Here is a 21,927-nt window from a genome sequence, read left to right as displayed (position 1 = left end):
CGTTGTTCCACTCCTGGTTCCGGCGGCCCGGGCGGGCCGCTCAACTGTTTTTGACGTAGCGGTTGAGCCCATCTTCCCCTTCCACCCGGCGGAGCTCTCCCTGCTTCGCGAGGTGGTTGAGGTGCGCAATCGCCTCTCCCATGGCAAACAATGTCTGGTGAGTATCCAGTTCGCGGGGGAACAGGGTGCCGAGCAGTTCGCCTGCGGTGTGCGGTGTGGAGCACGCGTCGACCAGCACGGCACAGCGCTCGCGATGATGCTCCACGAGTTGCGCCACGCGTGCCTGGATACCCCTGAAAGGCATGCCGTGGGATGGTAGCACGAGCGTATCGTCGGGCAGGTTGCGCAGCCGTTGCAGCGAGTCGAGGAAACAGCCCAGCGGATCGTCATAAGGCGTGGCCGCGTAGGCGCTGATATTGGTCGAAATGCGCGGCAGCAGCATGTCCCCCGAAATGAGTATGCCCAGCTCCTCGCAATAGAGGCTGGCGTGCTCCGGGGAGTGGCCGTAGCCGACCAGCACCTGCCACTCGTTCTGGCCGATGGTTAGCAGATCACCGTCGAACAGGCGGTGGAAAGAGGAGGGCATCTGCGGGATGCCGGCGCGGTAGCCGTTGCCGCGGGCAGTGAGGGCGGCCAGGCGGGCTTCGTCCAGGCCGTTGCGGCGGAAGTAGGCCACCGTCTCGTCGATGGCGTAGCCCGGCAGGCCGTGCCACAGGGCGTGGCCGCCGAGGTACTCGCCCAGCGTCATGTGCAGGGTGGCGCCATTGCGCGCGGTCAGCCAGGTTGCGAGGCCGAGGTGGTCCGGGTGGCAGTGGGTGATGATGAGATCGCGCAGCGGCCGGCCGTCCGCCTCCAGCACCTGCTCCCAGCAGTGCTGGATGTCCTCCAGCCCGAAGCCGGAATCCACCGCCACCACCGCCGGGCCGTCATCCAGCAGCCACAGGTTGATATGGTTGAGGGCGAAGGGCAGCGGCATGCGCAGCCAGCCCACGCCGGGGGCGACAGCGGTGGTGTGGCCCGGAGTGGGCGCATCATTGAAGGGATAGAGCAGGGGCGCGGGGGCGTTCATTTGGGTGTCTCTCCGTAGCTGGCAGCGCATCGGCATGGCGGGGACATTGCCGAAAGCTGCGAAATCTGCTTAACTTTTTCCAGATTATTGTTATTTTTCCAATCAAAACAAATGCTTGTTGGATTATTGCTTGCCCGGCCGGCTTTATGCCATGCGTAGCCGACAAACCTACACCATTACCGACCTGGCGCGTGAGTTCGACATTACTCCGCGGGCGATCCGCTTCTACGAGGATCAGGGGCTGCTTTCTCCCGCGCGCGCTGGCCGCAGCCGGGTATACGACCGTGCCGACCGCACCCGCCTGATGCTGACCTTGAGGGGCAAGCGCCTGGGATTGTCGCTTGCCGAGATCAAGGAATTACTCGGCATGTATGACGGTGTGAAGAACTCTGCTCCCCAACTCGAGCGTCTGCTGGCTTTTCTTGCCGAGCGCCGCGCCGCCCTGGAGCAGCAGCGCCGGGACATCGAAGCGGTGATGCTGGAGATCGGCATGATCGAACAGCAATGCCGCGCGCTGCTCGGCGACAACGCCGAGGGAGCGGCGGCGGCGCGTGCGGCGCTGGCGGAGCGGATAGAGGACGTCGGAACGGCTTGATTTTTTTGCTTGATTTATTACGTTGACGTAAACGTAAAGAACACGCGCGTCGCAGAGTGTGTCCAGGACGAACCGCCTGCCTTGGCTGGAGAGCCAGGGCAGGAAGGGAAGTGTCCCCGGGGTGCCGTGGCGGGACCGGCGCTTGCTGGAGGTCCGCCGGGAGCGGACGTGGGTGTCGATCCCGGACAAGGAGAGCGCAGCATGAGCACTGCCAGCCAGGACGCCGTCGTCATCGTTGCTGCCGCCCGCACGCCGCTGGGCGCATTCCAGGGGGAGTTGTCCGGTCTGTCGGCTCCGGAACTGGGCGCGGTCGCCATCCGCGCAGCGGTGGAGCGCGCCGGCCTGGCGCCGATGCAGGTGGAGGAATTGCTCATGGGTTGCGTGCTGCCGGCGGGGCTGGGGCAGGCGCCGGCCCGGCAGGCCGCACTGGCAGCCGGACTACCGCAGAGCGTAGCCTGTACCACGGTGAATAAGGTCTGCGGCTCCGGCATGAAGGCGGCGATGCTGGCGCACGACCTGCTCCTCGCCGGCAGCGCGGGAGTGGTGGTGGCCGGCGGCATGGAGTCCATGAGCAACGCCCCCTACCTGCTGCCCAAAGCCCGCAGCGGCCTGCGGCTGGGGCACGGCCAGGTGCTGGATCACATGTTCCTCGACGGACTGGAAGACGCCTACTCGGCGGAGAACCGTGGCCGGCTGATGGGCAGCTTCGCCGAAGACTGCGCCGCCCACTATGCCTTTGACCGCGAAGCGCAGGACGCCTACGCCATGGCCTCCACCACCCGCGCCCAGGCGGCGATGCGCGATGGTGCTTTCGACTGGGAGATCACACCGGTAACGCTGAGCGACCGCCAGGGAGAGCGCGAGATTGCTGCCGACGAACAACCGCCGAAGGCTAGGCTGGATCGTATTTCGCTGCTGAAGCCCGCCTTCCGCAAGGACGGCACGGTGACCGCCGCCAACGCCAGTTCCATTTCCGACGGCGCCGCCGCCCTGGTGCTGATGCGCGAATCCACCGCCCGCCGGCTGGGCTGCAGGCCGCTGGCGCGGGTGGTGGCCCACGCCACCCACGCCCAGGCTGCGGCCTGGTTCACCACCGCGCCGGTGGGAGCCATCGAGAAGGTGCTGGAGAAAGCCGGCTGGCTGGCCGGCGAGGTGGATCTGTGGGAGATCAACGAGGCTTTTGCAGTGGTCGCCATGGCGGCGATGAAGGATTTGGCGCTGCCGCACGAGCGGGTGAATGTGCACGGCGGCGCCTGCGCCCTGGGTCATCCGATAGGCGCGTCGGGGGCGCGCATCCTGGTCAGCCTGATAGGCGCGTTGCGCCGCCACCGCATGCGCCGCGGCGTCGCCAGCCTGTGCATAGGTGGTGGCGAGGCGACGGCGATGGCGATCTCGCTGGTGGATGAGGCCGACACTGCCTGAGCGGTCCAGCTTACAGGCCGCTTGCTCCCGCGCCCGGGGTGGCGGCAAGCTTTCTGGGCTTCCTGCGCGGGGGGTGGAGACTGTCTCCTCCGCACCGCCCGCGCAGGGCCGTTTTTTCGCGGAGCCCGCAGGAGCACTGGCATGGACTTCTGGTTCGATTTCTCCTCGCCTTACGCCTACCTTGCCAGTGAGCAACTGGATGCGCTCGCCGCTGCGCATGGCCGGCTGGTGCGCTGGCGGCCCTATCTGCTCGGCGTGGTCTATCGCCAGCTACAGTCCCGGCCGGTCACCGAACTGCCGCTGAAGGGCGAGTACTTTCACCACGACGTGGCCCGCAGCGCCCGTTTCCTGGGCTTGCCCTTCCGGCCCCCCCAGCCCTTTCCGGTCGCTACCCAGCAGGCGGCGCGCGCCTACTACCTGCTGGAGGCGAAGGACGAGGCACTAGCGCGGCGCTATGCCCACGGCGTGTTCCGCGGCTATTTCGTCGACGGGCGCAACATCGCCGAGGAGACAACGGTGTGCGCGATCGCAGCCGAAGCCGGCGCCGATGCCGACATGCTGCGCGCGGCCTTGGCGGGCGACATGCCGCGCAGCCTGCTGCGCGAGGCCTGCAAGGCCGCGCTGCAGGCCGGCGTCTTCGGTTCGCCTTATGTCATCATCGACGGCGAGCCCTTCTGGGGGGCGGACCGCCTGCCGCAGATCGCGCGCTGGCTGGAGAGCGGCGGATTTTGACCTGGAGTGCTGGATGAGCGGTTTGCAACGGATATGCGTGTTTTGCGGCTCCCGCCCGGGCAACCGGCCGGCATACCGTGCGCTGGCGGAACAGCTGGGCGGCCTGCTGGCCGAGCGGGGCATCGAACTGGTGTATGGCGGCGGCCGGGTGGGCCTGATGGGCGTGGTCGCGGATGCGGTGCTGGCCGCCGGCGGCACCGCGGTGGGCGTGATCCCGCGGGTGATGCTGGACTGGGAGGTCGGCCACGAAGGCCTGACGCGGCTGGAGATCGTCGAGTCCATGCATGCACGCAAGGCGCGCATGGCCGAACTGGCGGATGGCTTCATCGCCCTGCCCGGCGGGCTGGGCACCTTCGAGGAGCTGTTCGAGATCCTCACCTGGGCGCAACTCGGCTTCCACGCCAAGCCGGTCGGCCTGCTGGACGCCACCGGCTACTATGCGCCGCTGGTGCAGATGCTGGAGCGTGGCGTGGAGGAGGGCTTCATGAAGCCGGAAAACCGTGGACTGCTGCTCACCGAGGACAATCCCTGCTCCTTGCTGCGCGCGATGGGGCAGTATCATCCGCCGGCGGTCGCCCAGCGCATCCGCGACGAGCGCCAGCTGTAAGCGGAACGAAGCCGGCCGCCAGACAGACCAAGCAGCATGAGGCCGGGCCGACCCGGTCGCCACGGCGCGGCGGCTCCCGCCGCTGCCGGCGGCGCGGACGCAGCCCGGCCCGCCCAGCCCCAGAGAGCCATCATGAATGTCGCTTCCCCTTGTATCGGCGTCTGCCGCATGAATCCCGCCACCGGCTGGTGCGAGGGCTGCCTGCGCACGCTGGACGAGATCGCCAACTGGAGCCGCGCCAGCGACGCCGACAAGCGCCGTGTCCTGCTCGCGCTGGCGGTGCGGCGCCAGGCCACGGAGACGTTGCAATGAGCGACGAAGCCTGCCTGGGCCTGTGCGACATCGATTGGGAAAGCGGCATCTGCAACGGTTGCGGCCGCAGCACCGACGAGATTTACGGCGAGCCGGAGGACGTGCCTGCCGAGCCGGAAGCCACCGCGGCGGCCGTCTTGCCGTTGCCGGCCGGGCAAGGGTGAGCGCCCCCCGCCTGCCGTCCACGTTGCGGGTTTTCGAACGTGGCTGGCTGTCCGCCAACAACGTGCTGCTGGTCGATGGCGACGAAGCCACGCTGATCGACTCCGGCTACCTCAGCCATGCGCCGCAGACGGTGGCGCTGGTCGCCGATGCCTTGGGCGGGCGGCAGCTCGCCCGCCTCATCAATACCCACTCCCACTCCGACCACATCGGCGGCAATGCCGCGCTGCAGCGCGCCTTCGGCTGCGCCATCAGCGTGCCCGCCGGCATGGCGGCGGCGGTGGAGAACTGGGACGAGGCGGCCCTGCTGCTGAGCACCGCCGGCCAAGCCGGCGAGCGCTTCCGCCACGACGACGTGCTGACGGCAGGCGACGGCTTCGTCGCCGGCGAACTCGCCTGGCAGGCGCTGGCCGCGCCCGGCCACGACATGGACGCGCTGGTGTTCTACAACCCGGAGCAACGCCTGCTCATCTCTGGCGATGCCTTATGGCGCGACGGCTTCGGCATCCTCTTCGCCGAAGTGCTGGGCACCGATGACGGCCTGGGCGCGACCCGCCGCACGCTGGAGGCGATAGGCCGGCTGGCGGTGGACGTGGTCATCCCCGGCCACGGCGCGCCCTTTGCCGACTTCGACGATGCCATGGCCCGCGCCTATGCCCGCCTGCGCGCCTTCGAGGCCGACGGCGCACGCATGGCGCGCAATGCCATCCGCGCCTGCGTTGCCTTCGACCTGCTTGCGCGCCGCCGCCTGAAGCTGGACGAGTTGCCGCGCCTGCTGGCGGAGACACCGCTCTACCGCGAGGCCGACCGGCGCTTTCTCGGCCTGGGCGCCGAAGCGCTGGCCGACTGGCTGGTGGGCGAACTGGAGCGCGCCGGTCTCGCCCGCCGCGAGGGCGGCGCGCTGCTGGCGGTCTGAGCGCAGACGCGCCAGGAGGGCGGCCGCGGCTGACTGCGCGCCGGGCGGCTGCGTTATAGTTGGGGCGCCCCCGCCCTCTCCTGATTTCCCCATGCAGATCGTACTCATCAGCGGCCTCTCCGGCTCCGGCAAGAGCATCGCGGTGAACGTGCTGGAAGACGCCAGCTACTTCGTCGTGGACAACCTGCCAGCCGCCCTGCTGCCGCAACTCGTCGCCCACCTGCGCAGCACCGGCTACAAGCGGGTGGCGGTGGCGGTGGACGTGCGTTCCGGCGCCAGCATCGCCGCGCTGCCGCAGCAGGTGGAAGCCCTGCGCAGCATCGTGGACGACCTGCGCTTCATCTTCCTGGAGGCGCGCGACGACGCCCTCATCGCCCGCTTTTCCGAAACCCGCCGCCGCCATCCGCTGGCGGCCGAAGGCGTGTCGCTGGAAGAGGCCATCCAGCGCGAGCGCGACGCGCTGGAGCCCATCGCCGAGTTGGGCCACCGTATCGACACCAGCGACCTGCACGCCAACACCCTGCGCGCCTGGATCAAGGACTTCATCAACGTCGAGGCCAGCGAGGGGCTGACGCTGATGTTCCAGTCCTTCGGCTTCAAGTACGGCATTCCGATGGATGCCGACCTGGTGTTCGACGTGCGCTGCCTGCCCAACCCGCACTACGACCCCCGGTTGCGCCCGCTCACCGGCCGCGATCCGGCGGTGATCGAGTTCCTGGAGAAGATCCCGGAGGTCGGCCGCATGGCGGAGGACATCCGCCTCTTCGTCGCCAACTGGCTGCCGGCCTATGTGCGCGACAACCGCAGCTATCTCACCGTCGCCATCGGCTGCACCGGCGGCCAGCACCGCTCGGTGTACATCGCTGAATGGCTGGCGCGGCGCTTCCGCGACAACGCCCGGGTGATCGTGCGCCACCGTTCCTCGGCGCGGCGGGCGATGGACCGCGACGCCGCGCCGCCGCCGGCGTGAGCCCGGCCCTGGCCGCCTGGCGCGGCCTGCTGCGTCCCGGCGACTACGGCATCGCCCTGCTGGGTCTGGCGCTGTGCGTGTATTCCGCGCTCCACCTGTGGCGCGGCGGCGCGCCGGACGGCGCGGTGATACGTGCCGGCGGCAAGGTGTTCGCCCAGGTGGATCTGTCGCGCGCCCGCACGCTGGATGTGCCCGGGCCGCTGGGCATGACCCGCATCGAGATCGAACCCGGCCGCGCCCGCGTCGCCTCCGACCCCGGCCCGCGCCAGTACTGCGTGCGCCAGGGCTGGTTGAGCCGCGCCGGCGCGGTGGCCATCTGTGCGCCCAACGAGGTCAGCCTTGCCCTCACCGGGCGCGGCGCGGACTATGACTCCCTCAACTATTGAACTCGTCCCCACCGCCGACGACAGGCGCGTCGCCCGCCATGCAGCGGCGGCCATCGCGCTGACGGTGGCGGAGGCGGCCATTCCGCTGCCGCTGCCCGGCGTCAAGCCCGGCCTGGCCAACATCATCACCCTGGTGGTGCTGGCGCGCTGGGGCTGGCGCGAGGCGGTGTGGGTGGCGCTGTTGCGGGTGCTGGCCGGCAGCCTGCTGCTGGGCCAGTTCCTGGCGCCCGGCTTCTTCCTCAGCCTGTCCGGCTCGGTCGCCAGCCTGCTGGCGCTGGGGCTGGCAATGCACCTGCCGCGGCGCTGGTTCGGGCCGGTGAGCCAGAGCATCGTCGCCGCCTTCGCCCACATCGGCGCCCAGCTGCTGGTGGCGCGGCTGTGGCTGGTGCCGCACGACGGGGTGTTCTACCTGACGCCGGTATTCGCCGCCGCAGCGGTGGTCTTCGGCACCGCCAACGGCCTTATCGCCGCCCGCCTGCTGAAGGAACTAGGCGGCGACAAGGCTGCGCCGGCCGCGCAGCAGCCCTGAGCCGCAGGCGGGAACACTGGCCCGACCTGCGTCTCCAACCCGCATCGGACGACCTGCGGGAGCCTGGAGAGGAAGATGCGAGGACGGTGGTGGAGATGGGCCAGCGCGCTGCTCGCGGCCATCTGCGGCGTGGCCTTCGGCCTGCTGGCAGGGATGGGCATGGTGAGGGCGGCGGAACTGCCGAAGGCGATGGCGGCTCCTTTACTGGCCGGCGGCGCCGTGCTGCTGGCGCTGTATGCCGGGGAAGCCATGGCCCGGGAGGGCGGCGGGCGGGGTCAGGGGCGTGGCCTGCCGCTCACCGGCGGGGCGGTGACGCTGCCGGCGCGCCGTTCGGCCGGCTGATCGCCGTCAGACCCTGCCGGGCGCCGCGGCCTCCGTTGCCCGTTGTGCTCCGGCTGGCCCGTCCGCGGGCGGAGCGTTGCGTCTTTCAGTCCCGCGCCGACTGCATGATGGCGTTGGGAATGCGGTCCAGCGGCAGTATGGCTTCAGCGCCGCCCATGCGGATCGCCTCCTTCGGCATGCCGAACACCACGCAGGTGGATTCGTCCTCCGCCACCGTCTGCGAACCGGCGTCGCGCATCTCCTTCAGCCCGCGGGCGCCGTCGTCGCCCATGCCGGTCATGATCACGCCCAGGGCGTTGCGGCCGGCGAACTTGGCGCAGGAGCGGAACAGCACGTCCACCGACGGCCGGTGACGGTTCACCAGCGGTCCGTCTACGACTTCCACCGTGTATTGGGCGCCGCTGCGCGACAGCATCATGTGCTTGCCACCGGGGGCAATCAGGGCCCGGCCGGGGACCACGCGGTCGCCGTGGCGGGCTTCCCGCACCTCGATCTTGCACAGGCCGTTGAGGCGCTCGGCGAACATCGCAGTGAAGCGCTCCGGCATGTGCTGGACGATGACGATGCCCGGGCATACCGCAGGCAGCCGCGTCAGTACCGCCTCCAGCGCCTGGGTGCCGCCCGTGGAGGTGCCGATGGCAACAATGCGCTCGGTGGTGCGCACCATGTTGGCGCCGCTGCCCAGCCCGGAGCCGGGCGAGGCGATGACGGCATCCGCCGACAGCTTGGGCCGGGGGGTGAAGCCGGCGGCCGCGGTGGCGCTGCCGGGGCTGGTCGCGGCGGCCGGTCGGCTCTGCAGCTTGCGCACATTGGCGCGGGCGGCGGCCTTGACCGCGTGCACGATGTCGTTGGAGCTGTCTTCCAGGAACTGCTTCAGGCCCATCTTGGGCTTGGTGATGACGGTGACCGCCCCGGCGGCGAGCGCGTTCATCGTTGCCTCGGCACCCTTCTCGGCTAGCGAGGAGCAGATCACCACCGGGGTGGGATGCTCGCTCATGATCTTCTTCAGGAAGGTGAGGCCGTCCATGCGCGGCATTTCGATGTCGAGCACGATCACGTCCGGCCACTGGCGTTTCATGTGCTCGATGGCGAACAGCGGGTCGGAGGCGGCACCCAGTACTTCGATGCCAGGGTCCTGGGCCAGCGCCTGCTTGACGACCTGGCGGACCACCGCCGAGTCATCCACGATCATCACGCGTATTGGATTCATTATTGAGGTCTCCTGGGGTAGGGCCTGTTCTCTTCCTGGAACAGCAGCCAGACCTTGCCACTATGCACATCGAACACCAGCTTGCGGTGCCCGTAGCCGCCGAGGTGTTCGGCAACGATGGGAATGCCGCGTTCGGCCAGCAGCCGGCGCGCGGTGTCGATGTTGCGCCGGCCGATGTCCAGCGTCGAGCCCTCCGTTTGTTGTCTGGGAAACATGTTGCCGCCGCCGAATACCTGGGCGCGATAGTCGGTAGCCTGGCTGCGGTAGCGGGCGATGGCCTGGTCGAACAGCATCATGGCCTCATCGCCGTAGCGGCCATCCGGGGGCATGCCGGGCGCCTGCTGCCGTGACGGCAGCATATAGTGGCACATGCCGCCCATGCTGCGCTCAGGATGCCAGAGTACGATGGCCACGCAGGAGCCGAGCAGGGTCCGTAGGCGCAGCGGCCTGTTGGCGAACTGGAATTCGCCCATGCCCAGATAGCATTCGGCGGCCCCCATGGCTTCACTTCTTGACGTAGATGGTGGGGCGCAGTGCGTGCAGCTGCTCGGTGACGCCGTTGAGCGTTTCCGAGTGGCCGACGATGAAATAGCCGCCCGGCTTGAGCCGCGGCAGCATGTTGGCCACCACCTTGCGCTTGGTTTCCTGATCGAAGTAGATCATGACGTTGCGCAGGAAGATGACGTCGAAGGGGCCGATGTTGGGAATCGGCTCTATCAGGTTCACCTGCATGAACTGCACCTTGGCGCGCAGCTCGCGGTTTACCAGGAAGCTGCCTTCCTGTTCGCGCACGCCCTTGAGGCAGAAGCGCCGCAGGTAGGCTTGCGGGATGCCGTCTATGCGTTCCATCTGGTAGTGGCCGCGGCGGGCGCGTTCCAGCACCTGGGTGGAAATGTCGGAGCCGATGATCTTCCAGCCGTTGTCGCCCAGCTTGTCGGCGAGGATCATGGCGAGCGAATAGGGTTCCTCCCCGCTGGAGCAGGCGCCGCTCCATACCGAGAAGGTATTGCCGGGCAGGCGCGCCGGCAGGATCTCGTTCACCAGGAAGTCGAAGTGCTTGGGTTCGCGGAAGAAGTAGGTTTCATTGGTGGTCAGGAGATCCACCATGGTCTGGCGTTCCTGCGGATCCTCCCCGCTGGAGACCAGGCGGAAGTAGTCGCCGAACTCGCTCAGGCCGCGTGCTTTCAGCCGTCGGGTGAGGCGGCCGACCAGCAGCACCTTCTTCGACGGCGCCAGGTAGATGCCCGCCAGCTGGTAGAGCAGGCGCTGGAAGCGGGCGAAGTCCTGGTCGCTGATGCTGCCGGGCGGCGGAGCGGGAGGGGGGGCGGCCATGTCAGCGGGTCTCCCGGCGGCCTGGTGCCGCCGCTTGATCGGGCGCCGGCCTCATGCCCGCTGCGCGCCGCTTGGGCGCTTGTCGTCGGTGCGGAAGAACAGCATGAGTTCCTGCAGTTGCTGGGCCTGGGCGCCCATCTCTTCCGAGGTGGCGGCCAGTTCCTCCGAGGCGGAGGCGGAGTGCTGGGTAACCCGGTTGAGCTGGCCGATGGCCTGGTTGATCTGGCTGACGCCGGTGCTCTGCTCCTCGGAGGAGGAGGAGATCTCTTGCACCAGTTCGGAAGTCTTGCGGATGCTGGGCAGCATCTGTTCCAGCAGGCGGCCGGCCTTGTCGGCCAGCTTGACGCTGGAGCCAGCCAGCTCGCGGATCTCGCGGGCGGCCACCTGGCTGCGCTCGGCCAGCTTGCGCACCTCGGCGGCAACTACCGCGAAGCCCTTGCCGTGCTCGCCGGCGCGGGCAGCTTCGATGGCGGCGTTGAGCGCCAGCAGGTTGGTCTGGTAGGCGATGTCATCGACGATGCCGATCTTTTCGGCGATGGCCTGCATCGCGGTCACCGTCTCCTTCACTGCGGAGCCGCCCTCGCTGGCTTCGCCGGCGGCCTTGGAGGCGATGTCGTCGGTGATCTTGGCGTTCTCGGTGTTCTGCACCACCGAAGAGGTGGTTTCCTCCAGCGTGGAGGAGATTTCCTCGACGCTGGCGGCCTGTTCGGAGGCGCCCTGGGACAGCGACTGGGCGGTGGAGGAAACTTCTTCCGAGGCAGAGGAGAGGTTGTCCGCCGCGCTGCGGATCTCGCTGATGATGCGGGAGAGCTGGGCCACCATGTTCTGCATCGCCGCCAGTAGCTGGCCGACTTCGTCGCCGCTGCGCACTTCGATTCGCACCGTGAGGTCGCCTTCGGCCAGGGCGTTGGCGGCGTTCATCGCTTCCTGCACCGGCCGCAGCACCACCCGGCGCAACACCAGGGTGAGCAGGGCGAGCAGGGCGGCGGCGAACAGCAGGCCGCCGATCAGCACCGGCAGCGCGCGAGTCCAGCCGGCCATGCGCACTTCGGCATCGTTGGAGCCTACCGCCACCGAGAAGCCCCAGGCGGGGAAGGGCTGGCGCTGCACCGTCCAGCCCGCGGTGTTGGCCAGGCGGTCGGCGATGCCCTTGGCGTCCTGGCCGGCGGTCCACAGGAAGGGCTGGCCCTTGTCGTCCAGCAGGGCGACGAAGCCGGAGCCGAAGCGCTCCGCCTTGCCCACCTGGTCCTTGAGGATGGGCAGGTCCGCCTTGAAGCCGACATACCAGGCACCGATGATCTCGCCGGCGCCGTTGCGAATGGGCTCGTAGCCGGTGAGGTAGGGAGAGCCGAGGATGCCAACCTGGCCGTAGTAGGCCTGGCCGGCGTTGAGCGCTTTCCAGGCGGCGCCCTGCGAGTCCAGCACGGTGCCGATGGCGCGCTTGCCCTCGCGCAGCACATTGGTGGCGATGCGGACGAAGTCCTTGCCATCGCGCACGAACAGGGTGGCGGTGCCGCCGGCCATGGCGGTCACCTGATCCACCAGCGCGGTGGCGTCGGTCTGCGCCTGGCTGCCGAAGAACAGCGCCGGCACGTCGCGTCCGGCGACGCTGGCGCGGCCGGCCAGCGCGGCGGGGCCGCTCATGGCGCTGCGGTCGCGGAACAGCTTCATTGAGGTTCTCACCTGCTCGCCGGTCAGCGTGTCGGTGACCTGCAGCAGGCTGATGATGGCGGTGGCGCTGCGCTCGGACTGCAGCGCGACGTCATCGCCGATGCGGTTGGTTTCGCTGATGGCGAGTATGACCGCGCCTATCACGAGCGCGATGGTGAGCGGCAGGAAGCCGAACAGGGCGAAGCGGGCCAGGATGCCGAGGCGATGCATTGGATGGGTTGTCCGGTGCGCCGGCTTCAGCCGGCATTGTCGGTGGCGGGAGCGCTGGCATCGGCGGTGGCGCCAAGCTGGGCCATTTCCTCGACGGACAGCACGCGGTCGAGATCGAGGATGATGACGAAACGGCCCTCCACCTTGCCCATCGCGCGGATGAAATCGGTGCGGATGCGCGAGCCGAAGGCCGGCGGCGGCTCGACGTCGGTGGCCGGAATCTCCAGCACTTCATTGACGCTGTCCACCATGATGCCGATGTCCTGGCGCAGCTCGCCATCCTCTACCGTCTGCACCAGTTCGACGATGACGATGCAGGTGCGGCGGGCGATCTCGGTCTGGCGGCCGCCGAAGCGGGCCGACAGGTCGATCACGGGCACCACTGCGCCGCGCAGGTTGATCACGCCACGGATGAAGGCCGGCATCATCGGGATCTCGGTGAGACTGCCGTACTCGATGATCTCCTTGATGTGGAGGATGCCGATGGCAAAGATCTCCGCGTTCAGGGTGAAGGTGAGGTACTGCTGGGGCGCTTCGGCGGCGGCAGCGGCAAGCGGCTTGTTATCGCGGGCGACGATCTGTCCCATGTCGTGGGCTCCTCAGAAGCGCTCGAAATCCTGCTCGTCGAACGAGAGGGCGGTGTTTTTGGGCAGCGGCTTGCCGGGGGCGCGCGGCGCAGGCGTACGGCCGCGGGCCGGGGCAGCCGGCGCGGGCGTCGGCATGGGAGCCGGTTCGGCGACTGGCGCCGGACGGCGGGCGGCGGTGATGGCCTGGCGGGCGGCGGTCTTCAGCGGCGTGGCATTGTCCTCGACGCGGAAGAACTGCATCAGGTTCTGCAACTGCTGCGCCTGGGCGCCCATCTCTTCCGAGGTGGCCGCCAGCTCTTCGGAGGAGGAGGCGGAGTGCTGCGTCACCTGATTGAGCTGGCCCACCGCCTGGTTGATCTGGGCGACACCGGCGCTCTGCTCCTCGGAGGCGGAGGAAATTTCCTGCACCAGGTCGGAAGTCTTGCGGATGCTGGGCAGCATCTGGTCCAGCAGGCGGCCGGCCTTGTCGGCCAGCTTGACGCTGGAGCCAGCCAGTTCGCCGATCTCGCGCGCGGCCACCTGGCTGCGCTCGGCCAGCTTGCGCACCTCGGCGGCAACTACCGCGAAGCCCTTGCCGTGCTCGCCGGCGCGGGCGGCTTCGATGGCGGCGTTGAGCGCCAGCAGATTGGTCTGGTAGGCGATGTCATCGACGATGCCGATCTTCTCGGCGATGGCCTGCATCGCGGTCACCGTCTCCTTCACCGCGTTGCCACCCTCGCTGGCTTCGCCGGCGGCCTTGGAGGCGATGTCGTCGGTGATCTTGGCGTTCTCGGTGTTCTGCACCACCGAGGCGGTGGCCTGCTCCAGCGTGGAGGAGATTTCCTCGACGCTGGCGGCCTGTTCGGAGGCGCCCTGGGACAGCGACTGGGCGGTGGAGGAGACTTCTTCCGAAGCGGCGGAGAGGTTGTCCGCCGCGCTGCGGATCTCGCCGATGATGCGGGACAGCTGGGCCACCATGTTCTGCATCGCCGCCAGTAGCTGGCCGGTCTCGTCGCGCCGGCTGGCGTCGATGCGCACCGCCAGGTTGCCCTCGGCCAGCGCATTGGCCACGCCCACCGCCTCGCGTACTGGCTGGACGATGGAACGGGTGATGAACACGGCGAACAGTACCGCCAGCAGGATGGCGATGACGCCGAGCACCATCAGCACGGTGCGGGCGGACTGGGCGCTGTCCGCCGCGCGGGCGCCGGCTTCGTCCATCTGCTGCGTTTCATACTTGATCAGGTCGTTCAGGGCTTGAATATAGGCAGTCTGGGCCAGGCGCAACTCGCCGGTGACGATGGCGCTGGCCTCTTCCAGGCGGCCGGCCTGGATTGCATCCATCGCGCGTTGGCGCGGCGAACGGTAGGCGGCGCGGACGGCCTCGACCTTCTGCAGCAGCGCCTTGTCTTCGGCGGTGACGGCGTTGGCGTTGAGCTTTTCCAGCGCAGCGGTGACGTTGGCGCTGGTCTGGCTCTGGCGGTCAAGCGCCTCCTGGCGTTCCTGCGGGGTATGCGCCAGCACGAGGTCACGCATTGCGGTGCCGGCAACGTTGAGTTGGTCGATGACGGTGTTGGACCAGACCGTCATCGGGAAGCGCTTGTTGACAGTGGAGTCGATTTCTTCACCCAGGCCAGCCAGCCGGATGACGCTCACCGCGGTGATGATGAGCAGCATCAGGATGACCATGCCGAAGGCGAGGGCGAGTTTTACGCCGATACGCAGGTTGCCGAACATTTGGGGCCTCGTGCAGAGACGGAATTGATGGGAACGGGGAAAACGGTTTGGCTATCTGCTAGGGCTGCGGCTTAGCTGCGGTTGAGGATTGCGTTGGGTTCGTCGCGGTGGGCGGCGAGATGGATCAGGGCCTGTACGTCCAGGATGAGAGCCACCTCCCCGCTGCCGAGGATGGTGGAGCCGCCGATGCCGCGCAGATTGCGGAACAGGTGGCCCAACGGCTTGATCACCGTCTGGAATTCGCCCAGCAGTTCATCGACGACGATGCCCGCCTTCTGGCCGGCGGCCTTGACCACCACCACGTTCTCCCGCACCGGCTGCTCGCCGCGGATCTCGAACAGGTCGCGCAAGCGGATAAAGGGCAGCACCTCGCCGCGCAGGTTGAGATAGTGGCTGTCGCCGGCCTGCGGCGGCAGTTCCAGGCACTCCACCACCATGTCCAGCGGCACCACGTAGCCGGCGCTGCCGGCGCCGACCAGGAAGCCGTCGATGATGGCCAGGGTGAGCGGCAGGCGGATGGTGAAGCGGGTGCCTTCGCCCGGCTGGGAATCCACTTCTACCCGGCCGCGCAGGCTCTGGATGTTGCGCTTGACCACGTCCATGCCAACGCCGCGGCCCGACAGGTTCGAGACCTTGTCTGCGGTGGAGAAGCCGGGTTCGAAGATGAGGTTGTAGACCTCCTGGTCGCTCAGCGTGTGGCCGGCCGGCACCAGGCCGCGCTCCATTGCCTTGCGGGCGATCTTCTCGCGGTTGAGGCCGCCGCCGTCGTCGGCAACCTCGATGACGATGCTGCCGGAGTCGTGGCAGGCGTTCAGCGACAACCGGCCGCGCTCCGGCTTGCCGGCGGCGGCGCGCGCCTCGGCCGGCTCGATGCCGTGGTCTATGGCATTGCGCACCAGGTGCATCAGCGGGTCGCCGATCTTCTCGACTACGCTCTTGTCCAGCTCGGTCTCGGCACCGCTCACCACCAGTTCGATGTCTTTGCCCAGTTCCTTGGAGACGTCGCGCACCACCCGGTTGAAGCGGTTGAAGGTTTCGCCGATCTGCACCATGCGCAGCTGCAAGGCGGAATCGCGGATGCTCTCCACCAGCCGGCTCATCACTGAGGTGGCCTCGGTGAGTTCGGCCAGGCCGGAGCGGGCGGCCAGCAGGTTCACGCCGGCGCCGGCGATCACCAGTTCGCCGACGAGGTCGATCAGCGCGTCCAGCTTATCGGCCTGGATGCGGATCAGCCGCGCCTCGGCGGCTTTCTTCTCGCCGACCTGCTTCTGCTTCACCACCGCGGCTTCGACCAGTTCGGGCTGGACGACCTGCTGCTCCACCAGGATCTCGCCCAGCGGCGGCGCCGCGGTTTCCTCGGTGGCAGCGGCTTCCGTTGCCTGCTGCGCGGCCAGGCCGACGTCCAGCTCGGCCTGGGTTAGCGCGCCCACCCGCACCAGGATTTCGCCCAGGCGCATCGGGTCTTCCGGCAGCGCCTTGATCAGGGCGACGTAGTCGGCCAGGCGGCTGCGCGGCGGCAGGATGTGGAGAGTGCACTCATCGCGGACGAAGTCGAACACCCGCTCGATGGCGGCCTTGTCGGCGCTGGACGCGAAGTGGATCTCGAAGCCGAGGTAGCAGGCCTCCGGGTCCATGTCGTCCGCCGCCGGCATGGCATCCGCCAGGGTTTCCAGCCGGACGATGGTGCCGAGCGAGGTGAGATAGCGCAGGAAGGACAGCGGGTCCATGCCCTGGCGCAGCACGTCCTGGCCGAAGCGCAGGGAGATGTGCCAGCAGTCGGTTTCCACCACGCCGCCGCCGCTGCTCTCCACCGTGCCGTCGCTGGTGGCGGGCGGAGTGCTGTCGTCGGATTGCTTGCCTTCGCCGCTCAGCCAGCCGCGCTGCAGGCGGTCCAGCAGGGCGTTGCCGTCGGCCTGGAGATCGGCGGCGGGCGCCGGCATGCCGGATTCGAGCACGTCCAGCAGGGCGTTGATGTGGTCGGAGCAGGCGAGCAGCACGGCGACGAGGTCGCCATCGACGGCGATCTCGCCGTTGCGCAGCTTGTCCAGCGCGTTCTCGACCACGTGGGTGAAGGCGACGATGAAGTCGCACTCCACCACCCCGGCGCCACCCTTGATGGTGTGCGCCGAGCGGAAGATGGCGTTCAGCGTGTCCGAGTCGCCGGGCGAGTTTTCCAGCTCCAGCAGGGCCGCTTCCATGGCCGCGAGCTGTTCGCGGCTCTCGGTGACGAAGACTGTGGTGATTTCATCCATGATCGCGAGCGCCTCAGCCTTCTTGTGCGGGAATCAGCATGGGGTCGCCGAAATCGGCGGCCATGTTGAAGAAGTCCACCGTCTCCCGTACTACCGGGCTGTGGGCGACGATGCGGGCTTGCTTGCCCAGCCGTCGCGCTTCGCGCTTGACCAGGATGAGCAGCTGGAAGCCGGCAGTGTCGATCTCGCCGACGGTGGAGAGGTCCAGCTCGAGTTCGTCGCAGCCGCAGAGAGCTTCGATGAGGGTTTGTTTCTGGGCGGCGGCGTTGTAGATCGTCATGTCGTCGACGATCGCCAGGCGCTGGCAGCCAGTCGTGGCTTTGCTCATGGCGGAGAACTCAGAAAAGTTCGACCTTGGAACCGCCGCCGGTCGAGGAGTCCGACTGGTGGAGGGATTCGTTGTGGGTGTTGCGCTGCTGGTCCATCACGTAGCGGGCGTAGATCTCCTCCAGGTGTACGGACAGCGGGATGTAGCGGAAGTCGGGGTTCTCGGCCTGCACCAGGCGTTCGGCCAGCTGGTCCAGGTGCTGGTCCAGCCGCTGCAGGGCCTCGGAGGTCTGTTCGATCTGCTGCCGGGTCACGTCCTGGAACTGCACGCTGGCGAGCGCATCCATGAACATCTGCGCCAGTTCCTGGCTGCTGGCGCCCACGGTTTCGATGACCTTGCCCTGGTGCAGCAGGATTTCCTCGTAGCTGTGGCCGAGGTCGGTGAGCTGGTCCGCGAACTGGCTGAGGGCGGCCTGCTCGCGGTCCAGGTTGTTGGCGGAGAGTTTTTCCCGCAGCTGCGTCTCTATGGTGTTGGCCACGCCCTCGATACCGCGGTTGATGGCGATGACCGCCTTCTCCGTCTCGGCCGAGAGCTTGCGCACTTCGTCGGCCACCACTGAGAAGCCGCGGCCGGCCTCGCCGGCGCGCGCCGCCTCGATGGCCGCGTTGAGGGCGAGCAGATTGGTCTGCGCCGCAATGTCCTTGATCAGCCGGGTGAGGGCTTCCAGCTCGCGTGCTTCGCCGACTACTTTGGCGATGCGGGCCTGGTCCTCGGCTGCTTCGGCGATGCGGTTCTCGATGTACTGCCGCATCTCGCCGATCAGCTTCTGGTTGTTGGCGATGCGTTCTTCCGAGTCGTGCGCCATCTGGTTGGACTCGGAGGAGCTGGTGGCGACGAAATGATTGAGGTGGCCGACCACGCCGTCGATTGCCTGCAGCCGCTCGGTGATCTGGTAGGCCGCGAGCTCTGTCTGCTGGATCACGCTGTCCAGCTGGCCGCGCAACACGTCATTGAAAGTGGGGACTGCGCGCAACTCCTTCACCACTTCGTCCGATACCGAGGAAACGTTGCTGGAGGTGTGCTGCAACTGTTCCTGTGAGGTCGCGAAGCCGTACATGTGGTCGCGGAAGAAGGCTAGGGACACCAGGCGCTGGCCGAGATAGGCCACGCTGACAATGAGCACCGTGCCGATCGCGTCACCGAAAGGCTGGGCCAGCCCTACCGACGGCAGGAAGTGGGCATGGAACCATTCGTTGAGGAGGAACACCGTCAGCCCCGCCACCGCGGCGACGGTGGCGAAGACGATGATGGAGCGGCGCAGTAGGGTGTGAAGTGGCATCTCAGCGCATGACCAGCTTGATCGTGTTGAGGAGTTCATCCGCCGAAGCGGGCTTTACGATCCAGCCGGAAGCGCCGGCGGCCTTGGCTTCGGCCTTCTTGGCCTGCTGCGATTCGGTGGTCAGGAACAGGATGGGCATGAAGCGGTAGGGGGTGAGCTTGCGCACCTCCTTGATGAACTCGATGCCGTTCATGCCCGGCATGTTGAGGTCGGTGATCAGCAGATCGACCTTCACTCCCGCCTGGAATTTCTTGAGGGCGTCGAGGGCGTTGGGCGCCTTTTCCACCCCATAGCCGGCCTTGCTGAGGATGTTGGAGATGGACAGCAGGATAGTGGCGGAGTCGTCGACGAGGAAGATCGTTTTCATGGCCTGTACGCGCGGTTGTATTTTCGGGTGAGCAGCCGTTTCCTTGTGGTACTAAGGCTGCGGGCACCTTCTTAACACTTTACGACGCGGACTAAAAAGAACTTTAGATCGACCGCCGTGCCATCCGGCACGGACCGTGCCGGCCATCCCGCCAGAGGGACGGCCGGCATAATGCCATGGCGCTAAACGCCGTGCTCTCGGAACCACGTCTGCAGGCGCTTCCAGCCGTCCTCGGCCGCCTCCTTGCGATAGCTCGGACGGTAGTCGGCATGGAAGGCGTGGGGCGCATCCGGATAGACGACGATCTCACTCTTGCTGCCGGCTTTCTTCAGTTCCGCCTGCATCGCCTCCACGTCATGCATCGGGATGCCCTGGTCCTGGCCGCCATAGAGGCCCAACACCGGAGCGTGCAGACTGCCGGCGATGTCCAGCGGGTGCCTGGGCGTGAGCGCGGAAGGGGCGCCATCCAGTTTGCCGTACCAGGCGACGCCGGCCTTGATCTTGGGGTTGTGGGCGGAATAGAGCCAGGTGATGCGGCCGCCCCAGCAGAAGCCGGTGATCGCCAGCCGGCCGGCGTCGCCGCCCTTGCCCAGCGCCCAGGCGGCGGTGGCGTCCAGGTCAGCCAGCACTTGGGCATCCGGCACCTTGGAGACGATGGTCTCCAGGATGGCGCCGACGTTTTCCAGTCTTGCGGGGTCGCCCTGGCGGAAGTAGAGCTCGGGTGCGATCGCCAGATAGCCCAGCTTGGCAAGGCGGCGGCAGACGTCGCGAATGTACTCGTGCACACCGAAGATTTCCTGCACCACCAGGACCGTGGGCAGTCTGCCGGCGGCTTGGGCGGGACGGGCGTAGTAGATGGGCAAGGCGCCCCCTTCGACCGGGATGCTGCCGCCGCCGGCCTCCAGCTTGTCGCTGCTGGTGCTGATCACTGTCTGCGCCTGCACCGGCTGCACCGCGAGGGCGAAGCCGGCGGCGGCCACGGTGGTGATGAAGCTGCGGCGGTCGGAGCAGTTGGAGGGGAGCAGGCTGTCGAATTCCTTTGTTGTCGTCATTCAGGGTCTCCTTCTTCCGGGGAAAGTGCGTGATCGTGCGAGGCGGTCGATGGCCGCTTGCCTGAATCCTAGCAGGCCGGGTGCTGAGGTCTCGGTGCTGGCGGTGCCCTGTGCTTTGGGAGAGGTGGAGGGCGAGGCCCAGCTCGCCCCGTTACGGGCAACGTTAACGTCATTTTCTGCAATCTGAACGGTATATACTCCCCGCCGCGCTTTGCGCTGACATATTGCTGAATATCCGGGGGACACCAGATGGAGCGATATCAGAACCTCAGCGGCCGTTCGAGTATCACCGGATACGAGATCGGCGACGGACAGATTGTTGTCGAGTATGACGACGGTTCCGCCTACCTTTTCACCAAGGGCAGCGTGGGGGCTGGCAGCGTCACCGAGATGGCGAGGCTGGCGCGCAGCGGTTACGGGCTATACAGCTACATCGCCGCGGTGGTGAAGAAGCGCAGGGCGAAGCGGATCCGCTGAGGCAGGGAAGCGGCGCTCAATGCAGGAGTATCCAGCCCACCGCGTAGCTGAGCATGCCGATGGCGGCGAACAACGCGATCATCATGCGTCGCTCCTCATGAGGCTTGCGCTGCATTCCCAGCAATTGCGCTGCACCGAGGGCCGCCAGCAGGGAGCCACCGCAGGCGATGGTGACGGGAAGCAGAAAGAGGGACAGGCTGCTGAACAGCAAGGCCGGCGACACTCCCAGTTCGATTCCCAATGGTGCTTCTCCTCGTGGATGGAGGCTGTGATGCATGGCTCTCGCCTCGGGGGCTTCGCTCGCAAACACTGGATGCGCATTCTCTGCACGCCCCATTACGAGCATGGTAGCCGCCCCTCCGGACGCTGGACCCCCGATGAGATCAAATCCTGCGCATCGTTTTGGCCGGAATCTGATTCTTTCGAAGGCATGCACCTGCCTCGTGCGCCGCAGTTCGAACGATTGGGTGAGCGGGAAAGGCAGGGGCGAAGAGGTGGACTCAGTCGAACTCGGAACACCCGAGGTCATATTTCCTTCGCACTGCTTTTCGCCGCTCCTCCTTCAGGCGCTCGGTGGAGTAACGGCGGGCGGCGGCGTCGATGCGTTCTATTTGTCGACGCAGCGAGTAGCACTCGGGGGCGTTTGCTTCTCCAAACCAAGGCTCTTCGGCTCGAGCTATGAGCCCGACCCTCTCGCCGCCTGAAGGGGCAGGCTGCGAAGTGGGCTGAACAGGAGCCGTTTTCGCTGCCACGCTCAGCGAGCCGTTCCGTACCTCTGCCTGCGTGGAGTCCTCCGGGCAGGGCGTGCCCTGATAGGTGACGGCTCCCCGCTGTTCGCAGCGATACAGGCCGTTGGCGTGGCGCCTCGGCAACTGCGGCCCCGGCTCGGGTGGAGGGCGGCCGTTTTCTCCAGCGTTGAGGCCGGGTGGTCTTGCGGGGCCGGGGACAGGATGTTGCCCGGTGAACGTGGCCTGAACGTTCTTGTGGTCGTGCCAGACGTACAGGCCGAGCCCGCAGGCGATGGCGAGAGTCAGGGCGAGGGCGAGTAGATTCTGCTTCATGTCAGAAGAATTTACTCGAATGGGATGAGGATCAATCCCCGCGGCCGGGCCAGTGTGATGGAAGTCACGTCGCACGCAGCCGTGATGGAGCGGGGATGTTCTTCGGCTCCAAGAGCGCGTCAGGTCTGCCTTGGGTCAGCCAAACCGGACGGGGAACACCTGCGAAACGGAATCCAGGAAGAAAAACAGCGCCAGGGCAGGAAGCCAAGGCGCTGATTTCTGGTGTGTTTTGGTGGGTCGGGCGAGGCTCGAACTCGCGACCAACGGATTAAAAGTCCGCTGCTCTACCGACTGAGCTACCGACCCAAAAACGAGCCCGGCAGTATAGGTGGTACGGACTTGT

The 21,927-nt window shown here is 67.3% G+C and carries 26 protein-coding genes and 1 tRNA gene; 12 read left to right on the top strand and 15 right to left on the bottom strand.

Annotation, left to right across the window (positions count from 1 at the left end; all coding sequences use genetic code 11):
• Positions 1-40: 40 nt before the first annotated feature.
• Positions 41-1,069, bottom strand: a complete 1,029-nt coding sequence (locus C7389_RS10240; RefSeq protein ID WP_133591004.1) for an MBL fold metallo-hydrolase — start codon at positions 1,067-1,069, stop codon at positions 41-43.
• Between the two features lie 151 nt (positions 1,070-1,220).
• On the opposite strand from C7389_RS10240, the gene C7389_RS10235 reads away from it, so the two are divergent.
• The 11 genes from C7389_RS10235 to C7389_RS10185 all read left to right on the top strand — a co-directional run bounded on the left by C7389_RS10235 (position 1,221) and on the right by C7389_RS10185 (position 8,042).
• Positions 1,221-1,664: a MerR family transcriptional regulator gene (locus C7389_RS10235; RefSeq protein ID WP_133591002.1), complete on the top strand. Its 444-nt coding sequence runs from the start codon at positions 1,221-1,223 to the stop codon at positions 1,662-1,664.
• 201 nt (positions 1,665-1,865) lie between these two features.
• The gene (locus C7389_RS10230) at positions 1,866-3,086 is read left to right on the top strand and encodes an acetyl-CoA C-acetyltransferase (RefSeq protein WP_133591000.1); all 1,221 of its coding nucleotides are present in this window, start codon (positions 1,866-1,868) and stop codon (positions 3,084-3,086) included.
• Between the two features lie 141 nt (positions 3,087-3,227).
• Positions 3,228-3,818 carry a 2-hydroxychromene-2-carboxylate isomerase gene (locus C7389_RS10225; protein WP_133590998.1) on the top strand — a complete coding sequence of 197 codons (591 nt, stop codon included), beginning with the start codon at positions 3,228-3,230 and terminating at the stop codon, positions 3,816-3,818.
• Between the two features lie 13 nt (positions 3,819-3,831).
• Complete coding sequence (locus tag C7389_RS10220; RefSeq protein ID WP_133590996.1) at positions 3,832-4,425, top strand: LOG family protein; 594 nt, start codon at positions 3,832-3,834, stop codon at positions 4,423-4,425.
• Between the two features lie 132 nt (positions 4,426-4,557).
• Positions 4,558-4,737 carry a DUF1289 domain-containing protein gene (locus tag C7389_RS10215; RefSeq protein WP_133590994.1) on the top strand — a complete coding sequence of 60 codons (180 nt, stop codon included), beginning with the start codon at positions 4,558-4,560 and terminating at the stop codon, positions 4,735-4,737.
• Positions 4,734-4,901, top strand: a complete 168-nt coding sequence (locus C7389_RS10210; protein WP_133590992.1) for a DUF1289 domain-containing protein — start codon at positions 4,734-4,736, stop codon at positions 4,899-4,901. The genes C7389_RS10215 and C7389_RS10210 overlap by 4 nt, the downstream gene beginning before the upstream one ends.
• A complete protein-coding gene (locus tag C7389_RS10205; protein WP_133590990.1) occupies positions 4,898-5,815 on the top strand; it encodes an MBL fold metallo-hydrolase in 918 nt (305 codons plus the stop codon). Before C7389_RS10210 ends, C7389_RS10205 begins: the two co-directional genes overlap by 4 nt.
• Positions 5,816-5,906: 91 nt before the next feature.
• Positions 5,907-6,785 carry an RNase adapter RapZ gene (rapZ, locus tag C7389_RS10200; RefSeq protein ID WP_133590988.1) on the top strand — a complete coding sequence of 293 codons (879 nt, stop codon included), beginning with the start codon at positions 5,907-5,909 and terminating at the stop codon, positions 6,783-6,785.
• On the top strand, positions 6,782-7,171 hold the full coding sequence (locus C7389_RS10195; protein WP_133590985.1) for a NusG domain II-containing protein: 390 nt from the start codon (positions 6,782-6,784) through the stop codon (positions 7,169-7,171). Before rapZ ends, C7389_RS10195 begins: the two co-directional genes overlap by 4 nt.
• On the top strand, positions 7,152-7,700 hold the full coding sequence (locus tag C7389_RS10190; protein WP_211168343.1) for a Gx transporter family protein: 549 nt from the start codon (positions 7,152-7,154) through the stop codon (positions 7,698-7,700). Before C7389_RS10195 ends, C7389_RS10190 begins: the two co-directional genes overlap by 20 nt.
• A 75-nt stretch (positions 7,701-7,775) precedes the next feature.
• On the top strand, positions 7,776-8,042 hold the full coding sequence (locus C7389_RS10185; protein WP_133590983.1) for a hypothetical protein: 267 nt from the start codon (positions 7,776-7,778) through the stop codon (positions 8,040-8,042).
• Positions 8,043-8,127: 85 nt separating this feature from the next.
• Here the strand turns inward: C7389_RS10185 and C7389_RS10180 are convergent, their stop codons facing one another.
• From C7389_RS10180 to C7389_RS10130, 11 genes are all read right to left on the bottom strand, one after another.
• The gene (locus C7389_RS10180; RefSeq protein WP_133590981.1) at positions 8,128-9,252 is read right to left on the bottom strand and encodes a protein-glutamate methylesterase/protein-glutamine glutaminase; all 1,125 of its coding nucleotides are present in this window, start codon (positions 9,250-9,252) and stop codon (positions 8,128-8,130) included.
• Positions 9,252-9,752 carry a chemotaxis protein CheD gene (locus C7389_RS10175; RefSeq protein WP_133590979.1) on the bottom strand — a complete coding sequence of 167 codons (501 nt, stop codon included), beginning with the start codon at positions 9,750-9,752 and terminating at the stop codon, positions 9,252-9,254. The genes C7389_RS10180 and C7389_RS10175 overlap by 1 nt, the downstream gene beginning before the upstream one ends.
• Positions 9,753-9,756: 4 nt before the next feature.
• Positions 9,757-10,584: a CheR family methyltransferase gene (locus C7389_RS10170; protein ID WP_133590977.1), complete on the bottom strand. Its 828-nt coding sequence runs from the start codon at positions 10,582-10,584 to the stop codon at positions 9,757-9,759.
• 51 nt (positions 10,585-10,635) lie between these two features.
• Positions 10,636-12,465, bottom strand: a complete 1,830-nt coding sequence (locus C7389_RS10165) for a methyl-accepting chemotaxis protein (RefSeq protein WP_133590975.1) — start codon at positions 12,463-12,465, stop codon at positions 10,636-10,638.
• Between the two features lie 26 nt (positions 12,466-12,491).
• A complete protein-coding gene (locus C7389_RS10160; protein ID WP_133590973.1) occupies positions 12,492-13,052 on the bottom strand; it encodes a chemotaxis protein CheW in 561 nt (186 codons plus the stop codon).
• A 12-nt stretch (positions 13,053-13,064) separates the two neighbouring features.
• Positions 13,065-14,768, bottom strand: a complete 1,704-nt coding sequence (locus C7389_RS10155; protein ID WP_133590971.1) for a methyl-accepting chemotaxis protein — start codon at positions 14,766-14,768, stop codon at positions 13,065-13,067.
• A 71-nt stretch (positions 14,769-14,839) separates the two neighbouring features.
• Entirely contained in the window at positions 14,840-17,020 is a 2,181-nt protein-coding gene (locus C7389_RS10150) for a chemotaxis protein CheA (RefSeq protein ID WP_133590969.1), read from the bottom strand.
• 13 nt (positions 17,021-17,033) lie between these two features.
• Positions 17,034-17,348 carry an STAS domain-containing protein gene (locus C7389_RS10145; RefSeq protein WP_133590967.1) on the bottom strand — a complete coding sequence of 105 codons (315 nt, stop codon included), beginning with the start codon at positions 17,346-17,348 and terminating at the stop codon, positions 17,034-17,036.
• A gap of 10 nt (positions 17,349-17,358) precedes the next feature.
• Positions 17,359-18,627 carry a methyl-accepting chemotaxis protein gene (locus C7389_RS25700; RefSeq protein ID WP_133590965.1) on the bottom strand — a complete coding sequence of 423 codons (1,269 nt, stop codon included), beginning with the start codon at positions 18,625-18,627 and terminating at the stop codon, positions 17,359-17,361.
• Position 18,628: 1 nt separating this feature from the next.
• On the bottom strand, positions 18,629-18,994 hold the full coding sequence (locus C7389_RS10135) for a response regulator (RefSeq protein ID WP_133590963.1): 366 nt from the start codon (positions 18,992-18,994) through the stop codon (positions 18,629-18,631).
• A gap of 182 nt (positions 18,995-19,176) precedes the next feature.
• A complete protein-coding gene (locus C7389_RS10130; protein WP_133590961.1) occupies positions 19,177-20,046 on the bottom strand; it encodes a dienelactone hydrolase family protein in 870 nt (289 codons plus the stop codon).
• A gap of 249 nt (positions 20,047-20,295) precedes the next feature.
• On the opposite strand from C7389_RS10130, the gene C7389_RS10125 reads away from it, so the two are divergent.
• Positions 20,296-20,523, top strand: coding sequence for a hypothetical protein (locus tag C7389_RS10125; RefSeq protein WP_133590959.1), 228 nt, complete (start codon positions 20,296-20,298; stop codon positions 20,521-20,523).
• Positions 20,524-20,539: 16 nt separating this feature from the next.
• Here the strand turns inward: C7389_RS10125 and C7389_RS10120 are convergent, their stop codons facing one another.
• The 3 genes from C7389_RS10120 to C7389_RS10110 form a co-directional block, all read right to left on the bottom strand.
• A complete protein-coding gene (locus tag C7389_RS10120) occupies positions 20,540-20,800 on the bottom strand; it encodes a hypothetical protein (protein WP_133590957.1) in 261 nt (86 codons plus the stop codon).
• A 223-nt stretch (positions 20,801-21,023) separates the two neighbouring features.
• Positions 21,024-21,584, bottom strand: coding sequence for a hypothetical protein (locus C7389_RS10115; RefSeq protein ID WP_133590955.1), 561 nt, complete (start codon positions 21,582-21,584; stop codon positions 21,024-21,026).
• A gap of 230 nt (positions 21,585-21,814) precedes the next feature.
• A tRNA-Lys gene (locus C7389_RS10110) sits at positions 21,815-21,890 on the bottom strand.
• Positions 21,891-21,927 lie beyond the last annotated feature (37 nt).

The sequence above is a fragment of the Azoarcus indigens genome (assembly GCF_004361735.1).
In the GTDB taxonomy this organism is placed as follows: domain Bacteria; phylum Pseudomonadota; class Gammaproteobacteria; order Burkholderiales; family Rhodocyclaceae; genus Azoarcus; species Azoarcus indigens.
Note: the sequence above shows the minus strand (reverse complement) of the source record. Positions and strands in the feature narration are given on the sequence as shown.

Coding starts and splice junctions, on each gene's coding strand:
- C7389_RS10145 (WP_133590967.1), bottom strand. CDS start 17,348: ATGAGCAAAGCCACGACTGGCTGCCAGCGCCTGGCGATCGTCGACGAC.
- C7389_RS10155 (WP_133590971.1), bottom strand. CDS start 14,768: ATGTTCGGCAACCTGCGTATCGGCGTAAAACTCGCCCTCGCCTTCGGC.
- C7389_RS10180 (WP_133590981.1), bottom strand. CDS start 9,252: ATGAATCCAATACGCGTGATGATCGTGGATGACTCGGCGGTGGTCCGC.
- C7389_RS10130 (WP_133590961.1), bottom strand. CDS start 20,046: ATGACGACAACAAAGGAATTCGACAGCCTGCTCCCCTCCAACTGCTCC.
- C7389_RS10125 (WP_133590959.1), top strand. CDS start 20,296: ATGGAGCGATATCAGAACCTCAGCGGCCGTTCGAGTATCACCGGATAC.
- C7389_RS10230 (WP_133591000.1), top strand. CDS start 1,866: ATGAGCACTGCCAGCCAGGACGCCGTCGTCATCGTTGCTGCCGCCCGC.
- C7389_RS10150 (WP_133590969.1), bottom strand. CDS start 17,020: ATGGATGAAATCACCACAGTCTTCGTCACCGAGAGCCGCGAACAGCTC.
- C7389_RS10185 (WP_133590983.1), top strand. CDS start 7,776: ATGCGAGGACGGTGGTGGAGATGGGCCAGCGCGCTGCTCGCGGCCATC.
- C7389_RS10190 (WP_211168343.1), top strand. CDS start 7,152: ATGACTCCCTCAACTATTGAACTCGTCCCCACCGCCGACGACAGGCGC.
- C7389_RS10210 (WP_133590992.1), top strand. CDS start 4,734: ATGAGCGACGAAGCCTGCCTGGGCCTGTGCGACATCGATTGGGAAAGC.
- C7389_RS10175 (WP_133590979.1), bottom strand. CDS start 9,752: ATGGGGGCCGCCGAATGCTATCTGGGCATGGGCGAATTCCAGTTCGCC.
- C7389_RS10215 (WP_133590994.1), top strand. CDS start 4,558: ATGAATGTCGCTTCCCCTTGTATCGGCGTCTGCCGCATGAATCCCGCC.
- C7389_RS10120 (WP_133590957.1), bottom strand. CDS start 20,800: ATGCATCACAGCCTCCATCCACGAGGAGAAGCACCATTGGGAATCGAA.
- C7389_RS10135 (WP_133590963.1), bottom strand. CDS start 18,994: ATGAAAACGATCTTCCTCGTCGACGACTCCGCCACTATCCTGCTGTCC.
- C7389_RS10225 (WP_133590998.1), top strand. CDS start 3,228: ATGGACTTCTGGTTCGATTTCTCCTCGCCTTACGCCTACCTTGCCAGT.
- C7389_RS10220 (WP_133590996.1), top strand. CDS start 3,832: ATGAGCGGTTTGCAACGGATATGCGTGTTTTGCGGCTCCCGCCCGGGC.
- C7389_RS10160 (WP_133590973.1), bottom strand. CDS start 13,052: ATGGGACAGATCGTCGCCCGCGATAACAAGCCGCTTGCCGCTGCCGCC.
- rapZ (WP_133590988.1), top strand. CDS start 5,907: ATGCAGATCGTACTCATCAGCGGCCTCTCCGGCTCCGGCAAGAGCATC.
- C7389_RS10165 (WP_133590975.1), bottom strand. CDS start 12,465: ATGCATCGCCTCGGCATCCTGGCCCGCTTCGCCCTGTTCGGCTTCCTG.
- C7389_RS10240 (WP_133591004.1), bottom strand. CDS start 1,069: ATGAACGCCCCCGCGCCCCTGCTCTATCCCTTCAATGATGCGCCCACT.
- C7389_RS25700 (WP_133590965.1), bottom strand. CDS start 18,627: ATGCCACTTCACACCCTACTGCGCCGCTCCATCATCGTCTTCGCCACC.
- C7389_RS10115 (WP_133590955.1), bottom strand. CDS start 21,584: ATGAAGCAGAATCTACTCGCCCTCGCCCTGACTCTCGCCATCGCCTGC.
- C7389_RS10170 (WP_133590977.1), bottom strand. CDS start 10,584: ATGGCCGCCCCCCCTCCCGCTCCGCCGCCCGGCAGCATCAGCGACCAG.
- C7389_RS10235 (WP_133591002.1), top strand. CDS start 1,221: ATGCGTAGCCGACAAACCTACACCATTACCGACCTGGCGCGTGAGTTC.